We start from the raw sequence: 19,376 nt of genomic DNA, 5'->3' as shown, positions 1-19,376 counted from the left end.
AGATCCAATGCTTGCAGCCAAGTCCGAAGTTCAGGTCGACAACGAGCAGGTGCGGGTGACGGAATGGCGCCTTCCGCCCGGCAGCGCGACCGGACATCACACCCACGGCATGGACTATGTGATCGTTCCCGTCGTCGCCGGCGAGATGACGATCGTGTCGCCCAATGGCGAACGGGGCAAGGCGCAGCTCTCCGCCGGAAAATCCTACTTCCGCAAGGCTGGCGTCCAGCATGACGTACTTAACGAAACCTCAACTGAGATCGTGTTCCTTGAAATTGAGCTAAAGCCGTAAGCTGGCGTTGCCCGCCTGCCATTGATCCGTCGCAGTTGATCCCTCACAATGCCCCAAAGTTCCCGCATCAGGCCCGCGGGGAGTGGTCGGAATGCTGAAATACCTCGCCAAGATTTCGATGGATATTTTCCCCTCGGTGCTCGCGACGATCATCGGGGCGTACATCGTTAATCATTACATCAACGCCAAGCCGGCGGCTGATGCGCCCGCGGCGATGGTTGCACCCGCCGACGCCGGCCACAACGGCAAGCCTGCTGATACCGCCAACCTCCCCGCTCCCGGCGCCAAGGCCAAGGGCATCTCCGAGAAGAGCGTCACGGACAAGGCGGCCGCCGATCATCAGCCGGCCGCCGAGCCCAAGGGGGCCGAGAAGGCTGCGGAGAAGGCACCGGACGTGGCGCCGACGGAGACCGGGCCGCGCGCCAAGCCGTCCGCCCGTGAAAAGGTGATTGCCAAATCTGCCCCGGCGGTTCCCGCTGCTCCGATGGTCGAGGCCAATTCGGCACCGGCGGCTGCCGCTCCGGCCGCAACCCCTGATGCCAACGATCTCGTGCGTGCTGCGATCGAGCGCCTGCGCAAGTCGCCTGAGGGCAGGTCCGAGGCCAAGTCCGAGGCCAAGTCCCCTGAGACCAGAACGTCTGAAACCAAGCCAGCCGAGAGACCGGCGGAGCCTGCGGTGCGGGAAGCCGTCCGCACGCCGGAGGCCCCGCGGGTCGTTAGCATGGAGCCGGCCACAGTCCGTCCGCTGCCGCCGCCGATCACAGTCTCGACACCCTCACCTGAGATCTACGGCAATGGTGGCTCCAATCCACCCTACACGGCCTCGATCAGCAATGAGGATCCGAACCGGGTGACGCCGCCGGCTGATATTCCCGTGCCGGTCATCGCACCGCCGCTCGACTTGCGTGCCGATGCGGGGGCCTCCATGCCGCGACCGAAGAAGACCAATGTCGCCGACGAGATGCTGTCGGGCATGAAGTCGATGTTCAACGCGGTTCTGCCGAAGAGCGCCACCCCCGACTGAGACTGCGCTCGCTGCGCCATCCGTCAGCCGCCAACGCGGGCAAGGCCGCTGCGGGCGGCATCATCGCGCGGACGGAGCGCGACCGCCTTGGCGTAGGACGCCGCCGCCTTGGCCTTGTCGCCCAGCCGCTCATAGACCTGTCCGCGCGTGGTCCAGACCTGGGCGTTGTGCGGATCGGCCTCGGAGGCTTCGTCCAGATCGGCTGCGGCCTGCGTGACCTTGCCGAGCGCGAGATAACTGATGGCGCGGCCGAGCAGCGGCTCGGCCTTCTGCGGGTTGAGCCCGCTTGCAGCGCTGAAATCGGCGATGGCGAAGTCGTGCTGGTTCTTGCCCTGATAGATCAGGGCGCGGCCGTAGAATGCCTGCGCGTTGTATGGGTCGAGCCCGACCGCCCGATTGAACTCATCGAGCGCTGCCGCGGTCTCGCCTGACTTCGCCAGGGATTGGGCCTTTGCGGTGTGAGCCTGAGCTTCGGCGACGTTGCCCGCGCTCACCGCGCTCTCGGCGGGCGCGGCCGTCTTGGGCGCCTCCTGCGGCTTGTCCTTCTCCGGGAGCAGCGATCCCAGATCGAAGGAGCAGCCGCACAATGTGCTCCCGATCAAGGCCAATACGAGCGTCTGCCGCCAGATCCGGCGTCGTCGCTCCAAGCCGCGCTGAGGGAAAGGGGAAACCATCTACGGTTCGCTCGCGCTGGTGCCGCATCTGTAGTGCCCCGTCCCAGAAAGGCACCGCTCACAAACAATAACGCGGGCCAAGGGCCCGCGTCATCGAAAACTGAGGTCTTACAGCTTCGGCAAATCAGCGCGGTCCGCGCGGACCTGCACCCGGGCCGCTACGACCGCCGCGATCACCGCCCGGGCCAGCGCCGAACACCGGCTTCGGCTTCATCGGCAGCAGGCCTTCGCGCTGCAGCTTCTTGCGGGCCAGCTTGCGCGCGCGGCGCACGGCTTCGGCCTTTTCGCGGGCCTTCTTCTCGGAGGGCTTCTCGTAATGGCCGCGGAGCTTCATCTCGCGGAAAATGCCCTCGCGCTGCATCTTCTTCTTCAGCGCCTTGAGGGCTTGATCGACATTGTTATCGCGAACGAGAACCTGCACGCGGCATCCTCTTTAGGTGGATCGGATTTGAATTCTGGTAAGTCAAAGGGGATGGCGAAACGCGCAAGCCCTTAACCTTGAGCGCGCGGATGTATCAGACAAAACCGCAGATGTCCACCGGGCAAGCGGGTTTTCGGGCCAAGTTCGGCCATTAAATGCGGCGAAAATGCCCCTGTGCGGCCCTGATTTGGGTGACTTGGCGCCGATGAGGGGTCGTTCCCGGACGCTTTGCGCCGAGAACCAGGGGAGACGCCACATGGATATCAAGAAATATGCTGCCGAGGGCATCGGCACGTTCTGGCTCACTTTCGCGGGCTGCGGCAGCGCGGTGATCGCTGCCGGCTTCCCGCAGGTCGGAATTGGCCTGGTCGGGGTGTCGCTGGCCTTCGGATTGAGCGTCGTGACCATGGCCTATGCCATCGGCCACATCTCGGGCTGTCATCTCAACCCAGCCGTCACAGTCGGTCTCGCTGCCGGTGGCCGTTTTCCCGCGGGCCAGGTTTTGCCATACGTCATCGCCCAGGTGGCCGGCGCGATCGTGGCCGCCTGGCTGCTCTATGTCATCGCGAGCGGGGCGCCCGGATTCGATGTCGGCAAAGGCTTCGCGTCCAACGGCTATGACGCGCATTCGCCCGGCCAGTACAGCATGGTCGTGTGCTTCCTCACGGAAGTGGTGATGACGATGATGTTCCTGTTCATCATCATGGGCGCCACCCATGGCCGTGCACCCGCGGGTTTCGCGCCGCTCGCGATCGGGCTCGCGTTGGTGATGATCCATCTCGTCAGCATTCCCGTCACCAACACCTCAGTGAACCCGGCGCGCAGCACGGGCCCGGCACTGTTCGTCGGCGGCTGGGCGCTGTCGCAGCTCTGGCTGTTCTGGATTGCACCATTGATCGGTGGTGCGCTCGGCGGGGTGGTCTATCGCTGGCTCAGCGAGGAGCCCACCGGCATCGTCGCGGGCGTGAAGGCGGCCTGATCGCCTGGCGGGATCGCAGGTCGGAGCCGCGGTCCCGTTACTTGCTTGCGCTGGGACGCACTTCGGTGACGTGGCCCATCTTGCGGCCGGGGCGGGGCGCGCCCTTGCCGTAGATGTGTACGGTCGCGCCTGGCACGGTCAGCCATTTTTCGTAATCGTTGATCTCGTCGCCGATCAGGTTGGTCATGGTGACGACGTCGCCATGGCGCACGGGCTTGCCGAGCGGCCAGCCGGCGATGGCGCGGATGTGCTGCTCGAACTGCGAGACTGAGGCGCCATCCAGCGTCCAATGTCCGGAATTGTGCACGCGCGGAGCGATCTCGTTGACCAGCACCTTCGGTCCGGTGCCATTGGCGAGCACGAACATCTCGACAGCGAGCACGCCGACATAGTCGAGCGCGCCTGCAATTTTGCCGGCGATGCTGCGCGCCTCCTCGGCGAGCGCATCCGGGATCGGCGCGGGCGCGCGCGATATCTTCAGGATGTGGTCGCGGTGCTCGTTCTCGGTGACGTCGAAGCACTCGACCTGGCCCGTGGCCGAACGCGCAGCGATCACGGAGATCTCGCGTTCGTACGGCACGAAGGCTTCAAGAATCGCCGATTTGGTGGCGAGGCTCGTCCACACCTTGGCGATGTCGTCGCCCTCGCGGATGATGGCCTGACCCTTGCCGTCATAGCCGAACCGGCGGGTTTTCAGCACCGCAGGAAGGCCGATCCTGGCGATCGCCTCGCGCAGCGAGGAGACGGAGGTAACGTCGGCATAGGCTGCGGTTCCGATCCCGAGGTGCGTGACAAAATCCTTTTCGGCGAGCCGGTCCTGGGTGGTCTCCAGGATCTTGCGGTTGGGCAGCACCGGGCGGCGCGCGTCCAGCACCATCGCGGCCGCGGCCGGCACGTTCTCGAACTCGTAGGTGATGACGTCGACGTCGCTCGCGAACAGCTCCAGCGCCTCGACATCGGCATATTCGGCGCAGGTCGCGTTAAGTACGACGTCGAAGGCCGGCGAGTCCGGATCGGGCGAGAACACCTGGCAGCGCAGGCCGAGCCGCGCCGCAGCCATGGCCAGCATCCGCCCCAATTGTCCGCCGCCAAGGATACCGACGGTGTCACCGGGCTTCAGCTTCACGTGCCTGGTCTCAGTCACGCCTTGTCCTCCGGGCGCTCCGCGACGGCGTCAGTCTGCGCCTTGCGCCAGGCGGCAAGGCGATCGGACAAGGCCGGGTCTGACAACGCCAGCACGGCGGCTGCCAGCAGTGCGGCGTTGATCGCACCGGCTTTGCCGATGGCGAGGGTGCCGACGGGGATTCCTGCGGGCATCTGCACGATCGAGTAGAGCGAATCGAGACCCTTGAGCGTCTTGGATTCGACCGGCACGCCGAAGACCGGCAGTTCGGTTAGCGCCGCGGCCATGCCGGGCAGATGTGCCGCGCCGCCGGCGCCGGCGATGATGACCTTGTAGCCTGCGGCCTTGGCGCCCTTGGCGAAAGCAAACAGCCGGTCGGGGGTGCGATGCGCCGAGACGACGCGGGTGTCGGCGGCGATGCCGAGCGCCTCGAGCGTGTCGGCGGCATGCCGCATCGTGTCCCAGTCCGACTGGCTTCCCATGATGATGGCGATCGGCGCGGTCATGACGTCAATTGTGCCCGGAAAACAGAAAGATAGGCCAGATTAGCGGGTTCCGGCCGGCGGCTCGCAAGGCGGTGGCAAGGAGAAGGGAATCCACTATCCTGTCTTGGTGAATCCCCGCAAGCCTTCATTGAGCAGGATGCCCATGAAGAAACCAAAAAGGGCGAGCGCTGCGAAGGCCAAAGCGGGCCGGAAGACCAGCGCCGGCCGATCCACGCCCGCCGCCGGGCGGCTGACCAAGCGGTCGGTGAAGCCATCGCGGCGCAACGCCCCGGCGGATGATGCAGCCAAGGACAATCTCAGGGCGACAATCCGGGACCTGCGGACCAAGCTCAAGGAAGCACAGCGCCGGGTCGCGGAACTCGAAGCTGCGGCCGATACGGATTTCCTGCTCGAGATTCCCAACCGGCGCGGCTTCGAGCGCGAGCTCGCGCGCGCCATCGCCTATATGAAGCGCTACCGCGCCAGCGGGGCGCTGATCGTCCTCGACGTCGATCGGCTGAAGCCGATCAACGACTCCTTCGGGCATGCCGCCGGCGACGAGGTGCTCAAGGCGATTGTCGCGACCCTGACGCGGCAGATTCGTGCCTCCGACGTGGTTGGCCGGCTCGGCGGCGACGAGTTCGGGCTGCTGCTCTGGAATCTCAGCGAAACTGACGCCAAGGCGAAGGCCGCGGCCTTCGAGCAGGCGATCGACGAATTGTCCTTTGTGTTTCGTGGACAATCGGTGGCCGCGGGCGCCTCCGCCGGCGTCGCGCTGCTCGGCCCGCACGCCGACGCAGGCCGCGCCCTGGAAGAGGCCGATGCCGCGATGTACGTGCGCAAGGCGCGACGCCGGCATGAGCCGCGTATCAGGCTTGTCGGTAGCGAGCTTTAGAGGGTTGCGAGATCTTCGGGCACGTTGCCGAATTTGCGCAGCAGCGTCGCGTCGCCAAATTCGCCGGTCATGGGATCGCCGCTGCGGCTGAACGCGATTGCGCCGATATGGCCGGGGCCGCGCGCCAAAATCTCGGCGCGTCGTAGCGCCGCCGTTGAGGACTGACACTCTTCCGCCGCGCCAGCGACGGGTGATCCGTCGTCATCGATCAAAAAGGGCATTGCAACGTAATAGGTCACATCCGACATGGCGTTGCTCCAGTGTTGAACTCAAGCGGCGCTGCTCTTGCTCCGCATCTTGCTGCGCGAGGTTTCCGGAATGCAGCCGGCGGCAACAGCCGCCTGCAACTCCTCCAGCTCGGTTTCCAGATATTCATTGGCCATGATCAGCGCCTTGATGGTGCTGCGTAGATTGCCGTCGCACATCGCGATCGCCTGATCGCAGGCCTGTTCGTAATGAGTGTTGTCGAGAAGGGGCGTTGCCGACATCGCGTTGTCCTCGTGTCCTGTGTTTAGGCATCTGCTGAGCTGCGTGCCCTGAATGTTCATCTTTTGTTCCGATCGAGTCAAGCGGATTCATTGGTGAGCCGCGGGACGACCCGTCGACGGATCAGGCGATGATGTCGGGCGTGATCTGGTCTTCAATGAACGCGATGCGGTCGCGCAACAACAGTTTGCGCTTCTTCAACCGCTGTAACCGCAACAGGTCGGGGGCGGGCGATTGATGCAATGCATCGATCGCCGCATCGAGATCTCGGTGTTCCTGCTGCAACCGGGTGAGCTCGGCTTCGAGCTCACGCTCATCTTCGTTGGTCATGTCTGCGGTGGCCGAAAACCGATAGGCGTGAGATCCGGGCTGTGGATGCCCTGTGGAAATTATCGTCCTTGCGCAGCGTGATCGCAAGCGATCTGCGGCTTCGTCCGCCGGTCTCCCGCAAGATATTTCTGCAAGGAGCCGCGGAAGTTGCGCAGCCGCATTGATATCACGGATTTTTCCCGCGTGGTTCCCTTTAGTCACGCTTCGTTACATATGAACTTTCAAAAATGACACTGTGACGACGGATACCCATCGACAGGACGAATCGGTGATGTAGACTTGCTTGTCCGGATCGAATCCTGAGGTTCAACCCTACCGAGGAGGTTTCGAATGACAATTCAGGCACATCTCGTTGAATTGGAACGGAAGCACAAACTGCTCGAAAACGAATTGCACGAAGCTCTCGTGCACCTTTCAACGGACGACCTGCAAATTGTTGAGTTGAAGCGCCGGAAGTTGATGGTCAAGGACCAGATCGAGCGTCTGAAGCACAGCGATACGCTCCACTAGCACCCCCATAACAGCGTAGAGTTGATCGCATCCTTCTTGCAGGGATGAGAGCCACGTGCTCATCCCTGCTGCAAGATACAAACTGCGCACGATCCTTGCGCGGGGATGATGTTTTGCTTGGGCGCGTTTTCTCGACAACGATCTGTGATCGACCACGCTCGAAAGCTCTCTAGACGGTTGCGAGTTCGGCGACGTGGTCGGCGATCGCGAGCGACGACGTCAGTCCTGGCGATTCGATGCCGAACAGATTGATCAGGCCTGCGACACCGTGATCGGGCGGGCCCTGCATCAAGAAGTCCTGGCTGGCCACAGCGGGCGGCACGATCTTTGGTCGGATCCCTGAATAGCTCGGCATCAGCGCCCCATCGGGCAGAGTAGGCCAGTACTTGCGGATCGCCGGATAGAAGCGCTCGGCGCGGGACGGATCGACCTCGTAATTGATCGTTTCGATCCATTCGACGTCGGGCCCGAAGCGCGCCTGGCCGGCCATGTCCAGCGTCAGGTGCACCCCTAACCCGCCGGGTTCGGGCACCGGATAGATCAGGCGCGAGAACGGCGCCTTGGCGTTGCAGCTGAAGTAGTTTCCCTTGGCAAGATAGGCCGGCGGGATCCGGTCCATCGGCATGCCGTCGATGTTGCGTGCGACCGTTGTCGCCGAGAGTCCTGCGGCGTTGACGAGAAGGTCGCATTGGAGCGTCATCGGCGCATCGCCGCCGGCCTCGATTTCGATGATGCCGCCGGCAGCCTTGGCGCGGATCAGCGGCGTGTGAAACGCGAAGGCCGCGCCGGCGTCCTCGGCTTCGCCACGCAGCGAGAGCATGTAGGCGTGGCTGTCGATGATGCCGGTCGACGGCGACAGCAGCGCAGCGTCGCAGGCGAGCGCCGGCTCCAGCGCGCGTGCGACCTCGCCCGTGAGCAGTTGCATGTCGAGCACACCGTTGGCTTCGGCATGCGCCTTGATCGATTGGAGCTTCTCGGTTTCCTTTTGGCTGGTCGCGACAATCAGCTTGCCGCAATTTCTGTGCGGGATGCCGCGCTCGGCGCAGTAGCGGTAGAGCGCGTGCTTGCCCGCGACGCACATGCGCGCCATCCAGCTCCCGGCGCGGTAGTAGATGCCGGCATGGATCACCTCACTGTTGCGCGAGGAGGTGATGGTGCCGATGGCCTCGGCTTCCTCGAGCACGATCACCTCGCGCCCGGACTGGGCGAGCTTTCGAGCCACCGCGAGACCGACCACGCCGGCTCCGACGACGACACAGTCCACCCTATCCATGGTTGTGCATGATCTCCGCTGGAGCCGCCGGCGGCATCAGGTCCCGGAACGGCCGCGCGGGGGGATTTTCCGTTAAGAAAGCATTTATCATGTCAGGGCAATTGCCGTATCGCACGTCACATTTTTCTGTTGCGGGTACAGGCGTTTACCCGATCCAAACCCGCGAGGCCAGACAATCCGACGTTGAAATCGCGGGTGGCTGATGGCTGAGAAGAACTGGCAGGTGGGCAGCACGCTTCCGATTGCTGTGCAGGCCCTTACTTGCCTGGCCGGCGCGGTCGCACCTGCACGTGCCTTTGCGCTATCCGACAGCTTTCCCGCTCCGAGCGATTTCGCCAAGCTCGAGCCCAACGTGATCTGGGAAGCGCTGATCGCAGCCATCGTCGTGTGCTCGTTTCTCGCCGCGATCGGGCTGTGGATCCTTTCCTCGCTGCGCCGGAGCAGGCGTCTGCAGCTGCGGCGCAACGCCTTCATCTCCTCCGCCATGAACAATCTCAACCAGGGCGTGGTGATGACGGATGCGCAGCGCCGCATCATTTTCTGCAACGACCGCTATCTCGAGATCTACGGTCTGACGCGGTCCGATATCCGGCCTAACATGAACGGCCACGACCTGCTCGAACTGCGTCGCAGGCGCGGGGTGCTGGATGCCGCCTCCGACGACGAGTTCTACGAGAAGGCAGCCAGCGCCAACGGCTTGATCACCGAACTGCCGGACGGGCGCGCCATCCTGGTGAAGTTCTTCGTGCTGCCGAACGGCGGCTCCGTGGCGACGCATCTCGACGTCAGTGAACAGCGCAAGCTATCCCGGCAGCTCGCCTCTACCACGCAGTTCCTGGAATCGGTGCTGGACCATGTGCCGGCTTGCGTGGCAGCCAAGAACATCGAGGACGGCCGCTACATCTTCGCCAATACCGCCTATGAGCGGTTCTGGGGTTTTTCACGGGACCACGTCGTCGGCAAGAAGGCGCGCGAGCTGTTCGCGCCGGTCTCGGCGGACAGCATCGATGCGGCCGACCGGGCGGCGCTCAACTCGCCGGACGGGCAGTTCCGCAACGAGTTCGAGGTCGAGCGGGGCGGGGAGCGGCGCATGGTCGCCTCCATCCGGATCGCGGTTCGCAACGAAGGCAACAGGCCGGGTTTCCTGCTGCTGGTGTTTGAGGACATCACCGACCGCCGATCGCTCTCTCAGGAACTGGAGAGCACCAAGAAGTTCCTCGAACTCGTGGTGGACAACATCCCGGTTGCGCTGATCGTGGAACAGGTCAAGGATGGCCGCTATCTGCTCGCCAACCGCAGCGCGGAGACGATCCTCAACCGCAGGCGCGAGGAAGCAACCGGCCTGACGGCGTCCGACATTTTCAATGCGAAGGAAGCCAAGCTGATCATCGCGCGCGACGAGGCCGCGATCAAGAAGCGCGGGATGATCACCGAGGAGCATCCGATCTCGACCAAGGACGGCCTGCGCCTGTTCCTGACCCGCCGCGCCACCGTGCTCAGCGATGCAGGCGAGCCGCAATATCTGATCAAGACCCACGAGGACGTCACCGACCGCCGGCAGACCGAGTCGCGCATGGCGCACATGGCCTATCACGACGGCCTCACCGATCTGCCGAATCGTGCCGCCTTCCTGCAGGCGCTGATGCAGATGATCGAGGCCTGCGAGGGTACCGGCGAGGAGTTCGCCGTCCTCTGCGTCGACCTCGATGGCCTCAAGGAGGTCAACGACGTCTTCGGCCATGCGCTCGGCGACAAGCTCCTGATCGAGGTCGCCCGGCGGCTCGAGGACTCCGCGCGCGGCGGCCTGGTGGCGCGCCTGTCAGGCGACGAGTTCGGCCTGATCATCGACGGCAAGCAGCCCGAGGCGGGCCTCGCACTGGCGCAGCAGATTGGCGAAGCCGTCGCCAAGGACTTCCAAATCGACGGCCGGCCGGTCCGCGCCGGCATCACCACCGGCATCTCGGTCTTCCCGCACAACGGCACCGATGGCGCCTCGCTGCTCGCCAACGCCGGCGCGGCGCTGTTCCGCGCCAAGCAGAAGTCGCGCGGCACGATCAGTCTCTACCAGCCGGAGATGGACCAGCAGATCCGTGATCGCCGCGTGCTGCACCAGGACCTCTCGATGGCAGTCAAGAACGGCGAGCTCTCGCTCGCCTTCCAGCCGCAGGGGGCCGCGGGCCACAGCGTCGGCGAGAGCGAGATCATGGGCTTCGAGGCGCTGGCACGCTGGCAGCACCCGGTGCGCGGCCAGGTTTCGCCCGCCGAATTCATCCCGATCGCCGAGGAGAGCGGCCTCATCGTCGAGATGGGCGAATGGATCCTGCGCGAGGCCTGCCGCGAGGCGGCGTCCTGGCCGAAGCCGCTCCAGGTCGCGGTTAATTTGTCCCCGGCGCAGTTCATGCACGGTGACGTGGTTGGCCTCGTCCATTCGATCCTGCTCGAGACCGGACTTGCGCCCGGCCGGCTCGAGCTCGAGATCACCGAGGGGGTGCTGATCGAGGATTTCGATCGAGGCCTCGCGCTGCTGCGCCGCCTGAAAGCGCTTGGCGTGCGCATCTCCATGGACGATTTCGGCAGCGGCTACTCGTCGCTGAGCTACCTTCAGGCGTTCCCGTTCGACAAAATCAAGATCGACCGCGCCTTCATCATCAATCTCGGCCGCAACCCGCAATCGGCGGCGATCGTGCGCGCCGTGATCGATCTCGGCCACGGCCTCGACATGTCGATCATCGCCGAAGGCGTCGAGACCGTCGATCAGCTCGCCTTCCTCGCCAGGGAGGGCTGCGACGGCGTGCAGGGCTATCTGCTCGGCAAACCGCTGCCGATCGGAAAATATGCCGGGCTCGTCGGTCGCGCCGACGCGGTGGAGCTCGCGCTCAAGACCGGCTAGAGCGCTTTCGAGCGGAGTGGATCCCGGTTCGCGTCAAGAAGACTCGTCTGAAATAACAGTCTGGAGCCTTGTTCCGATTTCATCGCAACGGAAATGGCTCTAGTGATGAGAGCGCTGCGCTTCGCTCCCATTTGACGGCTTCATGGCAGACTACGATCTCGCGATCATCGGCGGCGGCCTGAACGGTGTCGGCCTCGCGCGCGATGCGGCCGGCCGCGGCCTGCGGGTTATCCTGTTCGAGCAAGGCGATCTCGGCGGCGCGGCATCGTCGGCAACACCGCGGCTGATCCACGGCGACCTCTCGGTGCTGGAGCGGCGCGGCTTCTGGCGGGTGCACCGGGCGCTGGCCGAGCGGCGGACCTGGCTCCGAATCGCGCCGCATCTGGTCCGGCCGATGCGTTTCGTCATACCTGCGCATTCGGACCAGCGTCCGCCTTGGCTGCTGCGCGCCGGCCTGTTCCTCTATGACAGCCTCGCCGGCCGGGGCGGCCTGCCCGGATCGGCGACCCTCGACATCACGCATCATCCGGTCGGCAACGCGCTGAAGCGCCCATTTGGCACGGCCTTCGAATATTCGGACTGCGTCGTCGACGATTCCCGCCTTGTCGTGCTCACGGCGCTGGACGCCGCCGAGCGTGGCGCGACGATCCGGACCGGAGCGCGCTGCGTGCGTGCCGATCGTGCCGACATCTGGCGGCTCGCCGTGGTCGATCGCGGACATCGCCGCACCATCACGACCCGGGCGCTGGCCAACACCACCGGCGGCTGGACGTCGATGGTCGCGGAGATGGTCCTGCGCCAGCCGCAGCCGGCCGCGACGGCCATGCAGATGAGCCAGATCATCGTGCCCAGGCTGTTCGATTCAGACAACGTCTACGTCTTCCAGAACGGTGATGGCCGACTGATCTTCGCAAGCTCGTACGAGCGGGAGTTCACGCTGATCGGTACGGTCACGCATGATTTCACCGGCGATCCCGCAATCGTTGCGGTGTCCCGGGCCGAAATCGGCTGTCTCTGCGAAGCCGCCAGCCGCTACTTCCGCGCGCACATCGCCCCGGCCGACGTGGTTCGGACGGTTTCGGGCGTCAACATGAGGCCGGTGTCCGCGAGCCGAGGTGACGGCACGACGCTGTTCCACGCGCGCCGGCGCAAGGCGCCGCTGCTCACGATGTTCGGCGGCGACGTCACCACTTCGCGCTTGCGGGCGGAGGAGGCGGTGACCAGGCTGACGCCATTCTATCCGATGTCCCCGCCCTGGACCGCCGGCGCTGCGCTACCGGGCGGAGATTTCGCCTGGGATCGCTTCGACGCCGAGGTCGAGTTCGCCCGCGACCGCTGGCGCTTTCTGTCGGAGCCGCAGGCCCAGCGCCTCGTTGCCGCCTATGGCTCGCGATTGTCGGCGGTGCTGGGCGAGGCAAGGACACGCGACGAACTGGGGCCGAACTTCGGCCCTGAACTGACCGGCGCCGAGGTGCGCTATCTCATGACCCGCGAATGGGCGCGCTTCCCTGAGGACATTCTGTGGCGTCGTTCCAAGCTCGGCCTGACAATGACCGCGGCAGACCGTGACGCGCTGGCCGCATTCATGGCGGGGAACGATTCATCCCGAACCGGTTGAGCAAATCGCGATCGGCCGCTAGCGTGCGGCGGAATCGGGGTTGGCAGGGATTATGGCGGAAGAGTTGTCCGGAACGAACATTGCGGCTGAAGCGGCTGGCGCGGATGCATTACCCGCGGCGGAGCAAGGGCTGCTGCGCATCGAGGGCGTGGCCAAGACGTTCGGCACGTTCCGCGCCGTCGATGGTGTCTCGCTCGACATCAAGGCCGGCGAGTTCTTCGCGCTGCTCGGTCCGAGCGGATGCGGCAAGACCACGCTGCTCCGTATGCTCGCCGGATTCGAGGCGCCGGACGAGGGGCGCATCCTGCTCGGGGGCAAGGACATCGCGCAGGCGCTGCCGCACGAACGCCCGGTCAACATGATGTTCCAGAACTATGCGTTGTTCCCGCATCTGTCGGTGCGCGACAACATCGCCTTCGGCCTGAAGCGCGCCGGCATGGCACGCGCCGACATCGCGACCCGTGTCGCCGAGATGGTCGCGCTGGTGAAGCTCGAGGGGCTCGAGAAGCGCAAGCCCGACCAGCTCTCCGGCGGTCAGCGCCAGCGCGTGGCGCTCGCCCGCGCCCTGGCGCGCCGGCCGCAGCTCCTGCTGCTCGACGAGCCGCTCGCGGCGCTCGACAAGAAGCTGCGGGAGAACACGCAAGCCGAGCTGATGGAGCTGCAGCGACGGCTCGGCATGACCTTCATCGTCGTCACGCACGACCAGGAGGAGGCGATGACGATGGCGAGCCGGATCGGCGTGATGAAGGCCGGCAAGCTCGTCCAGGTCGCGAAACCCCGCGAACTCTACGAGGCGCCGCGCTCGCGCTGGATCGCGGAGTTCGTCGGCGACATCAACCTGTTCGACGGCGAGTCGAAATTGCGCGACGGTCATCGTCTGGTGATTGGCACGCGTGATGCGGGTGCGCTGGTGGTCGCCGAGCCGCGCGAGCCGGTCGGCGCGGGAAAACTGGCGGTCGCGATCCGCCCCGAGAAGGTCAAGCTCTCGCGCCGGGGCCCCGCGAGCGAGGCCGGTCATCAATCGGCGATCAACCTGCTTGACGGCGTCATTGCCGACATCTGCTATCTCGGCGGCACCACCACCTACAAGGTGAAGCTCGACAGCGGCGGGGTGCTGCAGGCTTCCGTTGCCAACAGCGCGCGCCTCGACGTCGATGCCTACAGCCTGAACCAGCATGTCGTCGCCTGGTTCGGCCCCGACGATTGCATGGTGCTGACGTCATGAACTCGCGTCGCATCTTCGCGCGGCCGGCGCGCTTTGCCGCAATTGCGCCGTACGTCTGGATGGTGCTGTTCTTCCTGGTGCCGTTCGCCTTCGTGCTGAAGATCAGCCTGTCGCAGACGGCGATTGCGCAGCCGCCCTACGAGCCGGTTTTCGACCTGACGGCAGGATGGGACGCGCTCACCAGCGCCTTTGCCGCACTTTCGATCGACAATTTCAAGCTGCTCATCTCCGACGACATCTACGTGTTCGCCTATGTGCGCAGCCTCACCGTCGCCATCATTGCGACCGCAGCGTTGCTGCTGATCGGCTATCCCATCGCCTATGGCATGGCGCGATTGCCGAAGCGCTGGCAGGCGGTGGCGATGGTGCTGGTGATCGTGCCGTTCTGGACCTCGTTCCTGATCCGCATCTATGCCTGGATCAACATCCTCCAGCACGACGGCCTGCTCAACCAGATCCTGCTGGCATTGCATCTGGTCAGTCAGCCCGTGGTGTGGCTCTCCACCGATACCGCGATGTATATCGGCATCGTCTATTCCTATCTGCCGTTCATGATCCTGCCGCTCTACGCCACGCTCGCCAAGATGGAGCCGGCGCTGGAGGAGGCAGCCGCCGATCTCGGCGCGCCGCCCTGGCAGGCGTTCTGGCTTGTCACCTTCCCGCTGTCGCTGCCCGGTGTCGGAGCCGGCGTGCTGCTATGCGTCATCCCCATCGTCGGCGAATTCGTCATCCCGGATCTCCTCGCCGGCTCCAACGCGCTGATGATCGGTCAGACCCTTTGGCTCGAATTCTTCACCAACAAGGACTGGCCGGTCGCCTCTGCTGCCGCGATCGTGTTGCTGGTGATGCTGCTGGTGCCGCTGTTGCTGTACGAGCGGCTGCAGAAGCAGCAGCTCGAACAGGGGCGCTGAGGCGATGCGCAAGGCCCCTCGTCTCTCCCGCTTCAACATCGCCTCGCTGGCGTTGGGTCTGGCATTCCTCTATCTGCCGATCCTCATCCTCGTCATCTATTCCTTCAACGACTCGCGTCTGGTGACGGTGTGGGGCGGCTGGTCGCTGCGCTGGTATCACGAGTTCTTCAATGATCGCGCGATGATCGAGGCGGCGTGGATGAGCCTGCGGGTCGCGGTCTCCTCAGCGACGATTGCCACACTGCTCGGCACGCTCGCTGCCGTCGCGCTGTCGCGCGGCGAGCGCTTCCGCGGCCGCACGCTGTTCTCCGGAATGCTCTACGCGCCGCTGGTGATGCCGGAGGTGATCACCGGACTTTCGCTGCTGCTGCTGTTCGTCGCGCTGAACGCCGAGCGCGGCTTCTGGACCGTGACGATCGCCCATACCACGTTGACGATGTGCTTCGTCACCGTGGTCGTGCAGTCCCGCCTCGGCTCGCTCGATCGCTCGCTGGAGGAGGCGGCGATGGACCTCGGCTGCGACCCGGTGCGCGCGTTCCTATCCGTGACGCTGCCGCTGATCGCGCCCGCCATCGTCGCCGGCTGGATGCTGGCGTTCACGCTGTCGCTGGATGATCTCGTGATCGCGAGCTTCACCACGGGGCCGGGCTCGGCCACCTTGCCGATCCGGATCTATTCGGAGGTGCGGCTGGGGGTGAAGCCCGAGATCAACGCGATCTGCACGCTGGCGATCGCCCTGATCGCGGTGGTGATCGTGTTGGCTTCGCTCGCTTCCAAATTGTCGAGTTCGCGTGGCGAGAGCGCGGCGCCGCTGTAGGCGCTGCGGTCATTGCGGGGAAGCTCTTGCGACGAAGCAATCCAGTCTGTCTCTGCCGAGCTGGCCTGGATTTGCCTCGCTGCGCTCGCAATGGCGAAGGATGCCTACGACTTCACCGCGCCTGCCGTGAGGCCGCCCACCATGTAGCGGCGGAAGGCGTAGTAGACCGCGGCCGGCGGCAGCGCGTAGATGAAGCCGGTGGTCATGAGCAGCTCCCACGGCGAATCGTCGGCGGCGAGAAAGTTGCCGAGCGCGACGGGGAGGGTGATCTCGCGGTCGTTCGAGAGCAGCAGGAACGCATAGAGGTACTCGTTCCACGCCAGCAGCACCGCATAGGTGCCGATCGCGACCAGCGAGGGCATCATCAGCGGCAAATAGACCAGGCGGAAGATCTGCAGCGTCGTCGCGCCGTCCATCACGGCGGCCTCGTCAAGCTCGACCGGCAGCTTGTCGGACGCCTGTTTCAGCACCCAGATCGCATAGGGGCTCGCGATCGTCACCATCGCCAGGATCAGCGACCAGTGATTGTTGAGCAGGCCGTAATTGCCCATGGTGCGGTACATCGGGACGGCGAGGAACGCCGCGGGGATGAAATAGGTGAAGAGCGCAAGGTTCAGCACGGTGCGTCCGCCCGGCACCTTCAATCGCGAGATCGCGAACGCCGCCGAGGTCGCGATCACCAGCGTCAGCACGCCGACGGAGACGGCGATCACCGTCGAATTCCAGAACTGGATGTAGAAGTCGCGCAGGAAGTAGTGCTGCTGCTTGAACACGATCTGGAAATTGTGCAGCGTCGGGTGATCCGGCCACAGCTTGCCCGAGAACGCATCCTCCTTCGGGGAGATCGCGAACAGGAACATGTGATAGATCGGGATCATCGTCCACAGGAAGACGGGAATTCCGATCAGCAGCAGCCGCGCTTCGGTCGCGACGTCGCGCCAGGAAAATTCGCTTACGCCGGGGAGCTTCATCGCGACAACCGTTTCATCATGAAGTACACGAGCGGCAGGACGAACGGCATCGCGCAGACGATGGACGCCATTGCCAGCGAGAGCTGGTCGAGCCTGAGATACCGGATGCCGAGCGTCGCCAGCACGTGCGTGAGGTCGGCAGGTCCCCCGCCGGTGAGCAGATAGACGCTGTTGAAATCCCCTAGCGTCCAGATCATCGAGAGCAGCGTGCAGGTGATGTAGAGCGTCTGCATCGAGGGCCAGGTGATATAGCGGAATTTCTGCCACCAGCTCGCGCCATCCACCTCGGCGGCCTCGAACAGATCGTGCGAGATCGCGAGCCGGCCGGTGATCAGGATCAGCGTCCAGAACGGCAGCGACTTCCAGATATGCACGGCGATTGCCATGGTCAGCGCCACGGTCGGATCGTTCAGCCAGTTCGGGCCGTCATCGCCGGTCAAGGAGAAGATGTAGTGGTTGATCATGCCCCATTCGGGATTGAGCATGAAGCGCACCGACAGGATGGTCGGGATCGACGGCACCGCCCAGGGCAGGATGAAGATCACCGAGAGCCATTTGATCCAGGTGCGCTGCTGGGCGAAGAAGCCGGACAGGAACAGTGCGATCAACATCTTGATGTTGATGCCGATGACCAGGAAGATCAGCGTGTTGACCGCGGCGCGCGCGAAGATCGGATCGTTGTAGAGCGCCACATAATTCGAAGGGGCCCGCGCCAGCCACAACCCGTAGCAGACGGGATAGACGACGAAAGCAAGGAAGACGAGCAGATAGGGCGCGAGAAGGATGATGCCCCAAACCTGCGCCGGGGTCAGCCGCGACGACAAGGGCGGGCCGGGCATTGCCTGATCGCCGGAGAGCGTGATCGCCATTCTTTCGGACTCTTCAAAGAGAAGCCGGCCGCGAGACGCGGCCGGTGTTGTTCTTGCACCCTCTCTCCGTGATGCGGGGAGAGGGGGCGGGCGACTTAACCCGCGACCTGCTTGATGCGGGCAATCAGTTCGTCGACCGCCTTGTCGACCGGAACCTTCTCGCTGACGACGCGGTTCATCGCCTTCGCCCACACGTTCTCATTGTTGAGGATCGTGAACTTCCAGTTCTTGGTGAAGTCGAACGCCGCGGTGCCGCCCTTGAACTGCGCGTAGACGGCCTTGCGGTGCTTGTCGGCCTGCCAGAACGGGCTTTCCTGGCTTTCCTTGGTCACCGGGAACCAGCGGCCGAGCGCGCCTTCGATGTACGGACGGACGTTCTCTTCCTGGAGCAGGAAGCTGATGAACTGCTTGGCCTCGGCCTTGTTCTTGGCCGCGGTGAACACCAGTCCGGTCTTGACGTCGGAGCGGTACTTGATGGTCGAACCATCGGGCGCCTTCGGGAAGGACGCCGTGATGATGTCCTGCTCATAGGCCTTCTTGCCGGCGTCGCGCTGTTCCTGGGTAAGGGCCTGGTTCTGCAAGTCCTCGAACCATTTAGCCGCGATGGAGATCGTGAAGTTGTGGGTCATCACGATGGTCTTGTTGTGGAACGCGACGTTGTTGTCCGGGTCCTTCCATGTGGTCGAGGACGGCGGCGTGCAGCCCTTGATGTAGGTGTCGGTATAGTCCTTCATCGCCTTGATCAGGCCGTCGCGGACCTTCGGGTCGTCGACCAGCAGCTTGCCGTCGTCGTCGACCAGCTTGACGTGATAGGCGTCCATGAAGGTGTAGAACGACTGGAAGGAGTCGGTGGATTCCACGCCCATCGGCTGGCCGACGGCGTAGACGCGCTGGCCCGTGGCCTTGCGGATCGCCGGCTGCACCTTGTCGCACCAGAACGTCCAGTAGCCCGCCCAGTCGTTCGGGATGTCGCTCTGCTTGAAGCCGGCCTTCTCCAGCATGTCGTTCCAGATCTGGACGTGCATGCTCTGCTGCTTCAGCGGGAAGCCGTAATAGGCCTTCTTCTTGGCGACGTCGTTGTAGAGGATCGACGCGTCCAGCGTGTTCTGCACGAACCGGCCCTTGATCGGCTCCATGATGTCCGTGAGGTCCTCGAGCTTGCCCTCGTAGGCCCACTTGCCCTGCGCCTGAACGTCATAGGAGTCGGAATAGGCGACATCGGGCACGGTGCCGGCGTCGAGCGCAGCGACCGTCTTCGGAATCATGTCCTGGATCGCGTATTGTGACAGTTCCACCTTGATTCCGGTCTTGGCTTCGAACTTTTTGATCGTTTCGATCAGCGCGTCGTCTTCGGACCGATAGAAACCCTTGCCCCACCAGACCGTGATCGTCTTCTGCTGCGCAAAGGCGGGTGCGGTGGCGGCAAAAAGCCCGACCGCAGCGACCGCCAATGATACTGCGCCAATAACCCTGGATCTCACGTTTTTCTCCCTCAAACGGCCGGTGTTTTTAACCGGTCGTATAAAACACTAGCGTAGGATGGTAGCGCAATCAACGCATCTTGTCAGACCCAGGTCTTGAGG

General features: G+C 64.2%; 21 protein-coding genes. 10 read left to right on the top strand and 11 right to left on the bottom strand.

Annotated features, from left to right (window positions below; genetic code table 11):
* Positions 1-7 precede the first annotated feature (7 nt).
* On the top strand, positions 8-292 hold the full coding sequence (locus K408_RS0100565; protein ID WP_024337654.1) for a cupin domain-containing protein: 285 nt from the start codon (positions 8-10) through the stop codon (positions 290-292).
* 91 nt (positions 293-383) lie between these two features.
* Positions 384-1,316: a hypothetical protein gene (locus K408_RS0100560; protein ID WP_024337655.1), complete on the top strand. Its 933-nt coding sequence runs from the start codon at positions 384-386 to the stop codon at positions 1,314-1,316.
* A 23-nt stretch (positions 1,317-1,339) separates the two neighbouring features.
* Here the strand turns inward: K408_RS0100560 and K408_RS0100555 are convergent, their stop codons facing one another.
* Both K408_RS0100555 and rpsU read right to left on the bottom strand, forming a co-directional pair.
* The gene (locus K408_RS0100555) at positions 1,340-1,990 is read right to left on the bottom strand and encodes a tetratricopeptide repeat protein (protein WP_024337656.1); all 651 of its coding nucleotides are present in this window, start codon (positions 1,988-1,990) and stop codon (positions 1,340-1,342) included.
* Positions 1,991-2,114: 124 nt separating this feature from the next.
* Complete coding sequence (gene rpsU / locus K408_RS0100550) at positions 2,115-2,411, bottom strand: 30S ribosomal protein S21 (protein WP_014492442.1); 297 nt, start codon at positions 2,409-2,411, stop codon at positions 2,115-2,117.
* Positions 2,412-2,667: 256 nt separating this feature from the next.
* On the opposite strand from rpsU, the gene aqpZ reads away from it, so the two are divergent.
* Positions 2,668-3,390 (top strand): aquaporin Z, encoded by a 723-nt coding sequence (gene aqpZ, locus K408_RS0100545; RefSeq protein ID WP_024337657.1) that lies wholly within the window; start codon positions 2,668-2,670, stop codon positions 3,388-3,390.
* A 37-nt stretch (positions 3,391-3,427) separates the two neighbouring features.
* On the opposite strand, the gene K408_RS0100540 is transcribed toward aqpZ, so the two are convergent.
* A complete protein-coding gene (locus K408_RS0100540; protein ID WP_024337658.1) occupies positions 3,428-4,534 on the bottom strand; it encodes a 5-(carboxyamino)imidazole ribonucleotide synthase in 1,107 nt (368 codons plus the stop codon).
* Complete coding sequence (gene purE, locus K408_RS0100535) at positions 4,531-5,019, bottom strand: 5-(carboxyamino)imidazole ribonucleotide mutase (protein ID WP_024337659.1); 489 nt, start codon at positions 5,017-5,019, stop codon at positions 4,531-4,533. Before purE ends, K408_RS0100540 begins: the two co-directional genes overlap by 4 nt.
* A 142-nt stretch (positions 5,020-5,161) precedes the next feature.
* Here purE and K408_RS0100530 point away from each other — a divergent pair, with 142 nt between their 5' ends.
* Complete coding sequence (locus K408_RS0100530; protein WP_024337660.1) at positions 5,162-5,893, top strand: GGDEF domain-containing protein; 732 nt, start codon at positions 5,162-5,164, stop codon at positions 5,891-5,893.
* On the opposite strand, the gene K408_RS0100525 is transcribed toward K408_RS0100530, so the two are convergent.
* From K408_RS0100525 to K408_RS0100515, 3 genes are all read right to left on the bottom strand, one after another.
* Positions 5,890-6,141 carry a hypothetical protein gene (locus K408_RS0100525; protein ID WP_024337661.1) on the bottom strand — a complete coding sequence of 84 codons (252 nt, stop codon included), beginning with the start codon at positions 6,139-6,141 and terminating at the stop codon, positions 5,890-5,892. The two genes, K408_RS0100530 and K408_RS0100525, sit on opposite strands and share 4 nt — an antisense overlap.
* A gap of 21 nt (positions 6,142-6,162) precedes the next feature.
* The gene (locus K408_RS0100520; protein WP_024337662.1) at positions 6,163-6,381 is read right to left on the bottom strand and encodes a hypothetical protein; all 219 of its coding nucleotides are present in this window, start codon (positions 6,379-6,381) and stop codon (positions 6,163-6,165) included.
* Positions 6,382-6,502: 121 nt separating this feature from the next.
* Entirely contained in the window at positions 6,503-6,709 is a 207-nt protein-coding gene (locus K408_RS0100515) for a YdcH family protein (RefSeq protein ID WP_008546179.1), read from the bottom strand.
* 330 nt (positions 6,710-7,039) lie between these two features.
* Here K408_RS0100515 and K408_RS0100510 point away from each other — a divergent pair, with 330 nt between their 5' ends.
* Positions 7,040-7,219, top strand: coding sequence for a YdcH family protein (locus K408_RS0100510; protein WP_024337663.1), 180 nt, complete (start codon positions 7,040-7,042; stop codon positions 7,217-7,219).
* Between the two features lie 169 nt (positions 7,220-7,388).
* Here K408_RS0100510 and K408_RS0100505 read toward each other — a convergent pair whose 3' ends face one another.
* Positions 7,389-8,492 (bottom strand): NAD(P)/FAD-dependent oxidoreductase, encoded by a 1,104-nt coding sequence (locus K408_RS0100505; protein WP_024337664.1) that lies wholly within the window; start codon positions 8,490-8,492, stop codon positions 7,389-7,391.
* A gap of 202 nt (positions 8,493-8,694) precedes the next feature.
* Between K408_RS0100505 and K408_RS0100500 the strand changes: the two genes are divergently transcribed.
* The 5 genes from K408_RS0100500 to K408_RS0100480 all read left to right on the top strand — a co-directional run bounded on the left by K408_RS0100500 (position 8,695) and on the right by K408_RS0100480 (position 15,953).
* On the top strand, positions 8,695-11,382 hold the full coding sequence (locus K408_RS0100500) for a sensor domain-containing protein (protein WP_024337665.1): 2,688 nt from the start codon (positions 8,695-8,697) through the stop codon (positions 11,380-11,382).
* Between the two features lie 142 nt (positions 11,383-11,524).
* Positions 11,525-13,000 (top strand): glycerol-3-phosphate dehydrogenase, encoded by a 1,476-nt coding sequence (locus tag K408_RS0100495; RefSeq protein ID WP_024337666.1) that lies wholly within the window; start codon positions 11,525-11,527, stop codon positions 12,998-13,000.
* A 52-nt stretch (positions 13,001-13,052) separates the two neighbouring features.
* Positions 13,053-14,225, top strand: a complete 1,173-nt coding sequence (locus K408_RS0100490) for an ABC transporter ATP-binding protein (RefSeq protein WP_024337667.1) — start codon at positions 13,053-13,055, stop codon at positions 14,223-14,225.
* On the top strand, positions 14,222-15,136 hold the full coding sequence (locus K408_RS0100485; protein WP_024337668.1) for an ABC transporter permease: 915 nt from the start codon (positions 14,222-14,224) through the stop codon (positions 15,134-15,136). The genes K408_RS0100490 and K408_RS0100485 overlap by 4 nt, the downstream gene beginning before the upstream one ends.
* A gap of 4 nt (positions 15,137-15,140) precedes the next feature.
* Complete coding sequence (locus tag K408_RS0100480) at positions 15,141-15,953, top strand: ABC transporter permease (protein WP_024337669.1); 813 nt, start codon at positions 15,141-15,143, stop codon at positions 15,951-15,953.
* 104 nt (positions 15,954-16,057) lie between these two features.
* On the opposite strand, the gene K408_RS0100475 is transcribed toward K408_RS0100480, so the two are convergent.
* From K408_RS0100475 to K408_RS0100465, 3 genes are all read right to left on the bottom strand, one after another.
* Positions 16,058-16,924: a carbohydrate ABC transporter permease gene (locus tag K408_RS0100475; protein WP_024337670.1), complete on the bottom strand. Its 867-nt coding sequence runs from the start codon at positions 16,922-16,924 to the stop codon at positions 16,058-16,060.
* A complete protein-coding gene (locus K408_RS0100470; RefSeq protein ID WP_024337671.1) occupies positions 16,921-17,793 on the bottom strand; it encodes a carbohydrate ABC transporter permease in 873 nt (290 codons plus the stop codon). Before K408_RS0100470 ends, K408_RS0100475 begins: the two co-directional genes overlap by 4 nt.
* Before the next feature lie 95 nt (positions 17,794-17,888).
* A complete protein-coding gene (locus tag K408_RS0100465; protein ID WP_024337672.1) occupies positions 17,889-19,274 on the bottom strand; it encodes an ABC transporter substrate-binding protein in 1,386 nt (461 codons plus the stop codon).
* Positions 19,275-19,376 lie beyond the last annotated feature (102 nt).

Source organism: Bradyrhizobium sp. in8p8, assembly GCF_000426845.1.
Lineage (GTDB): Bacteria > Pseudomonadota > Alphaproteobacteria > Rhizobiales > Xanthobacteraceae > Bradyrhizobium > Bradyrhizobium japonicum_C.
Note: the sequence above shows the minus strand (reverse complement) of the source record. Positions and strands in the feature narration are given on the sequence as shown.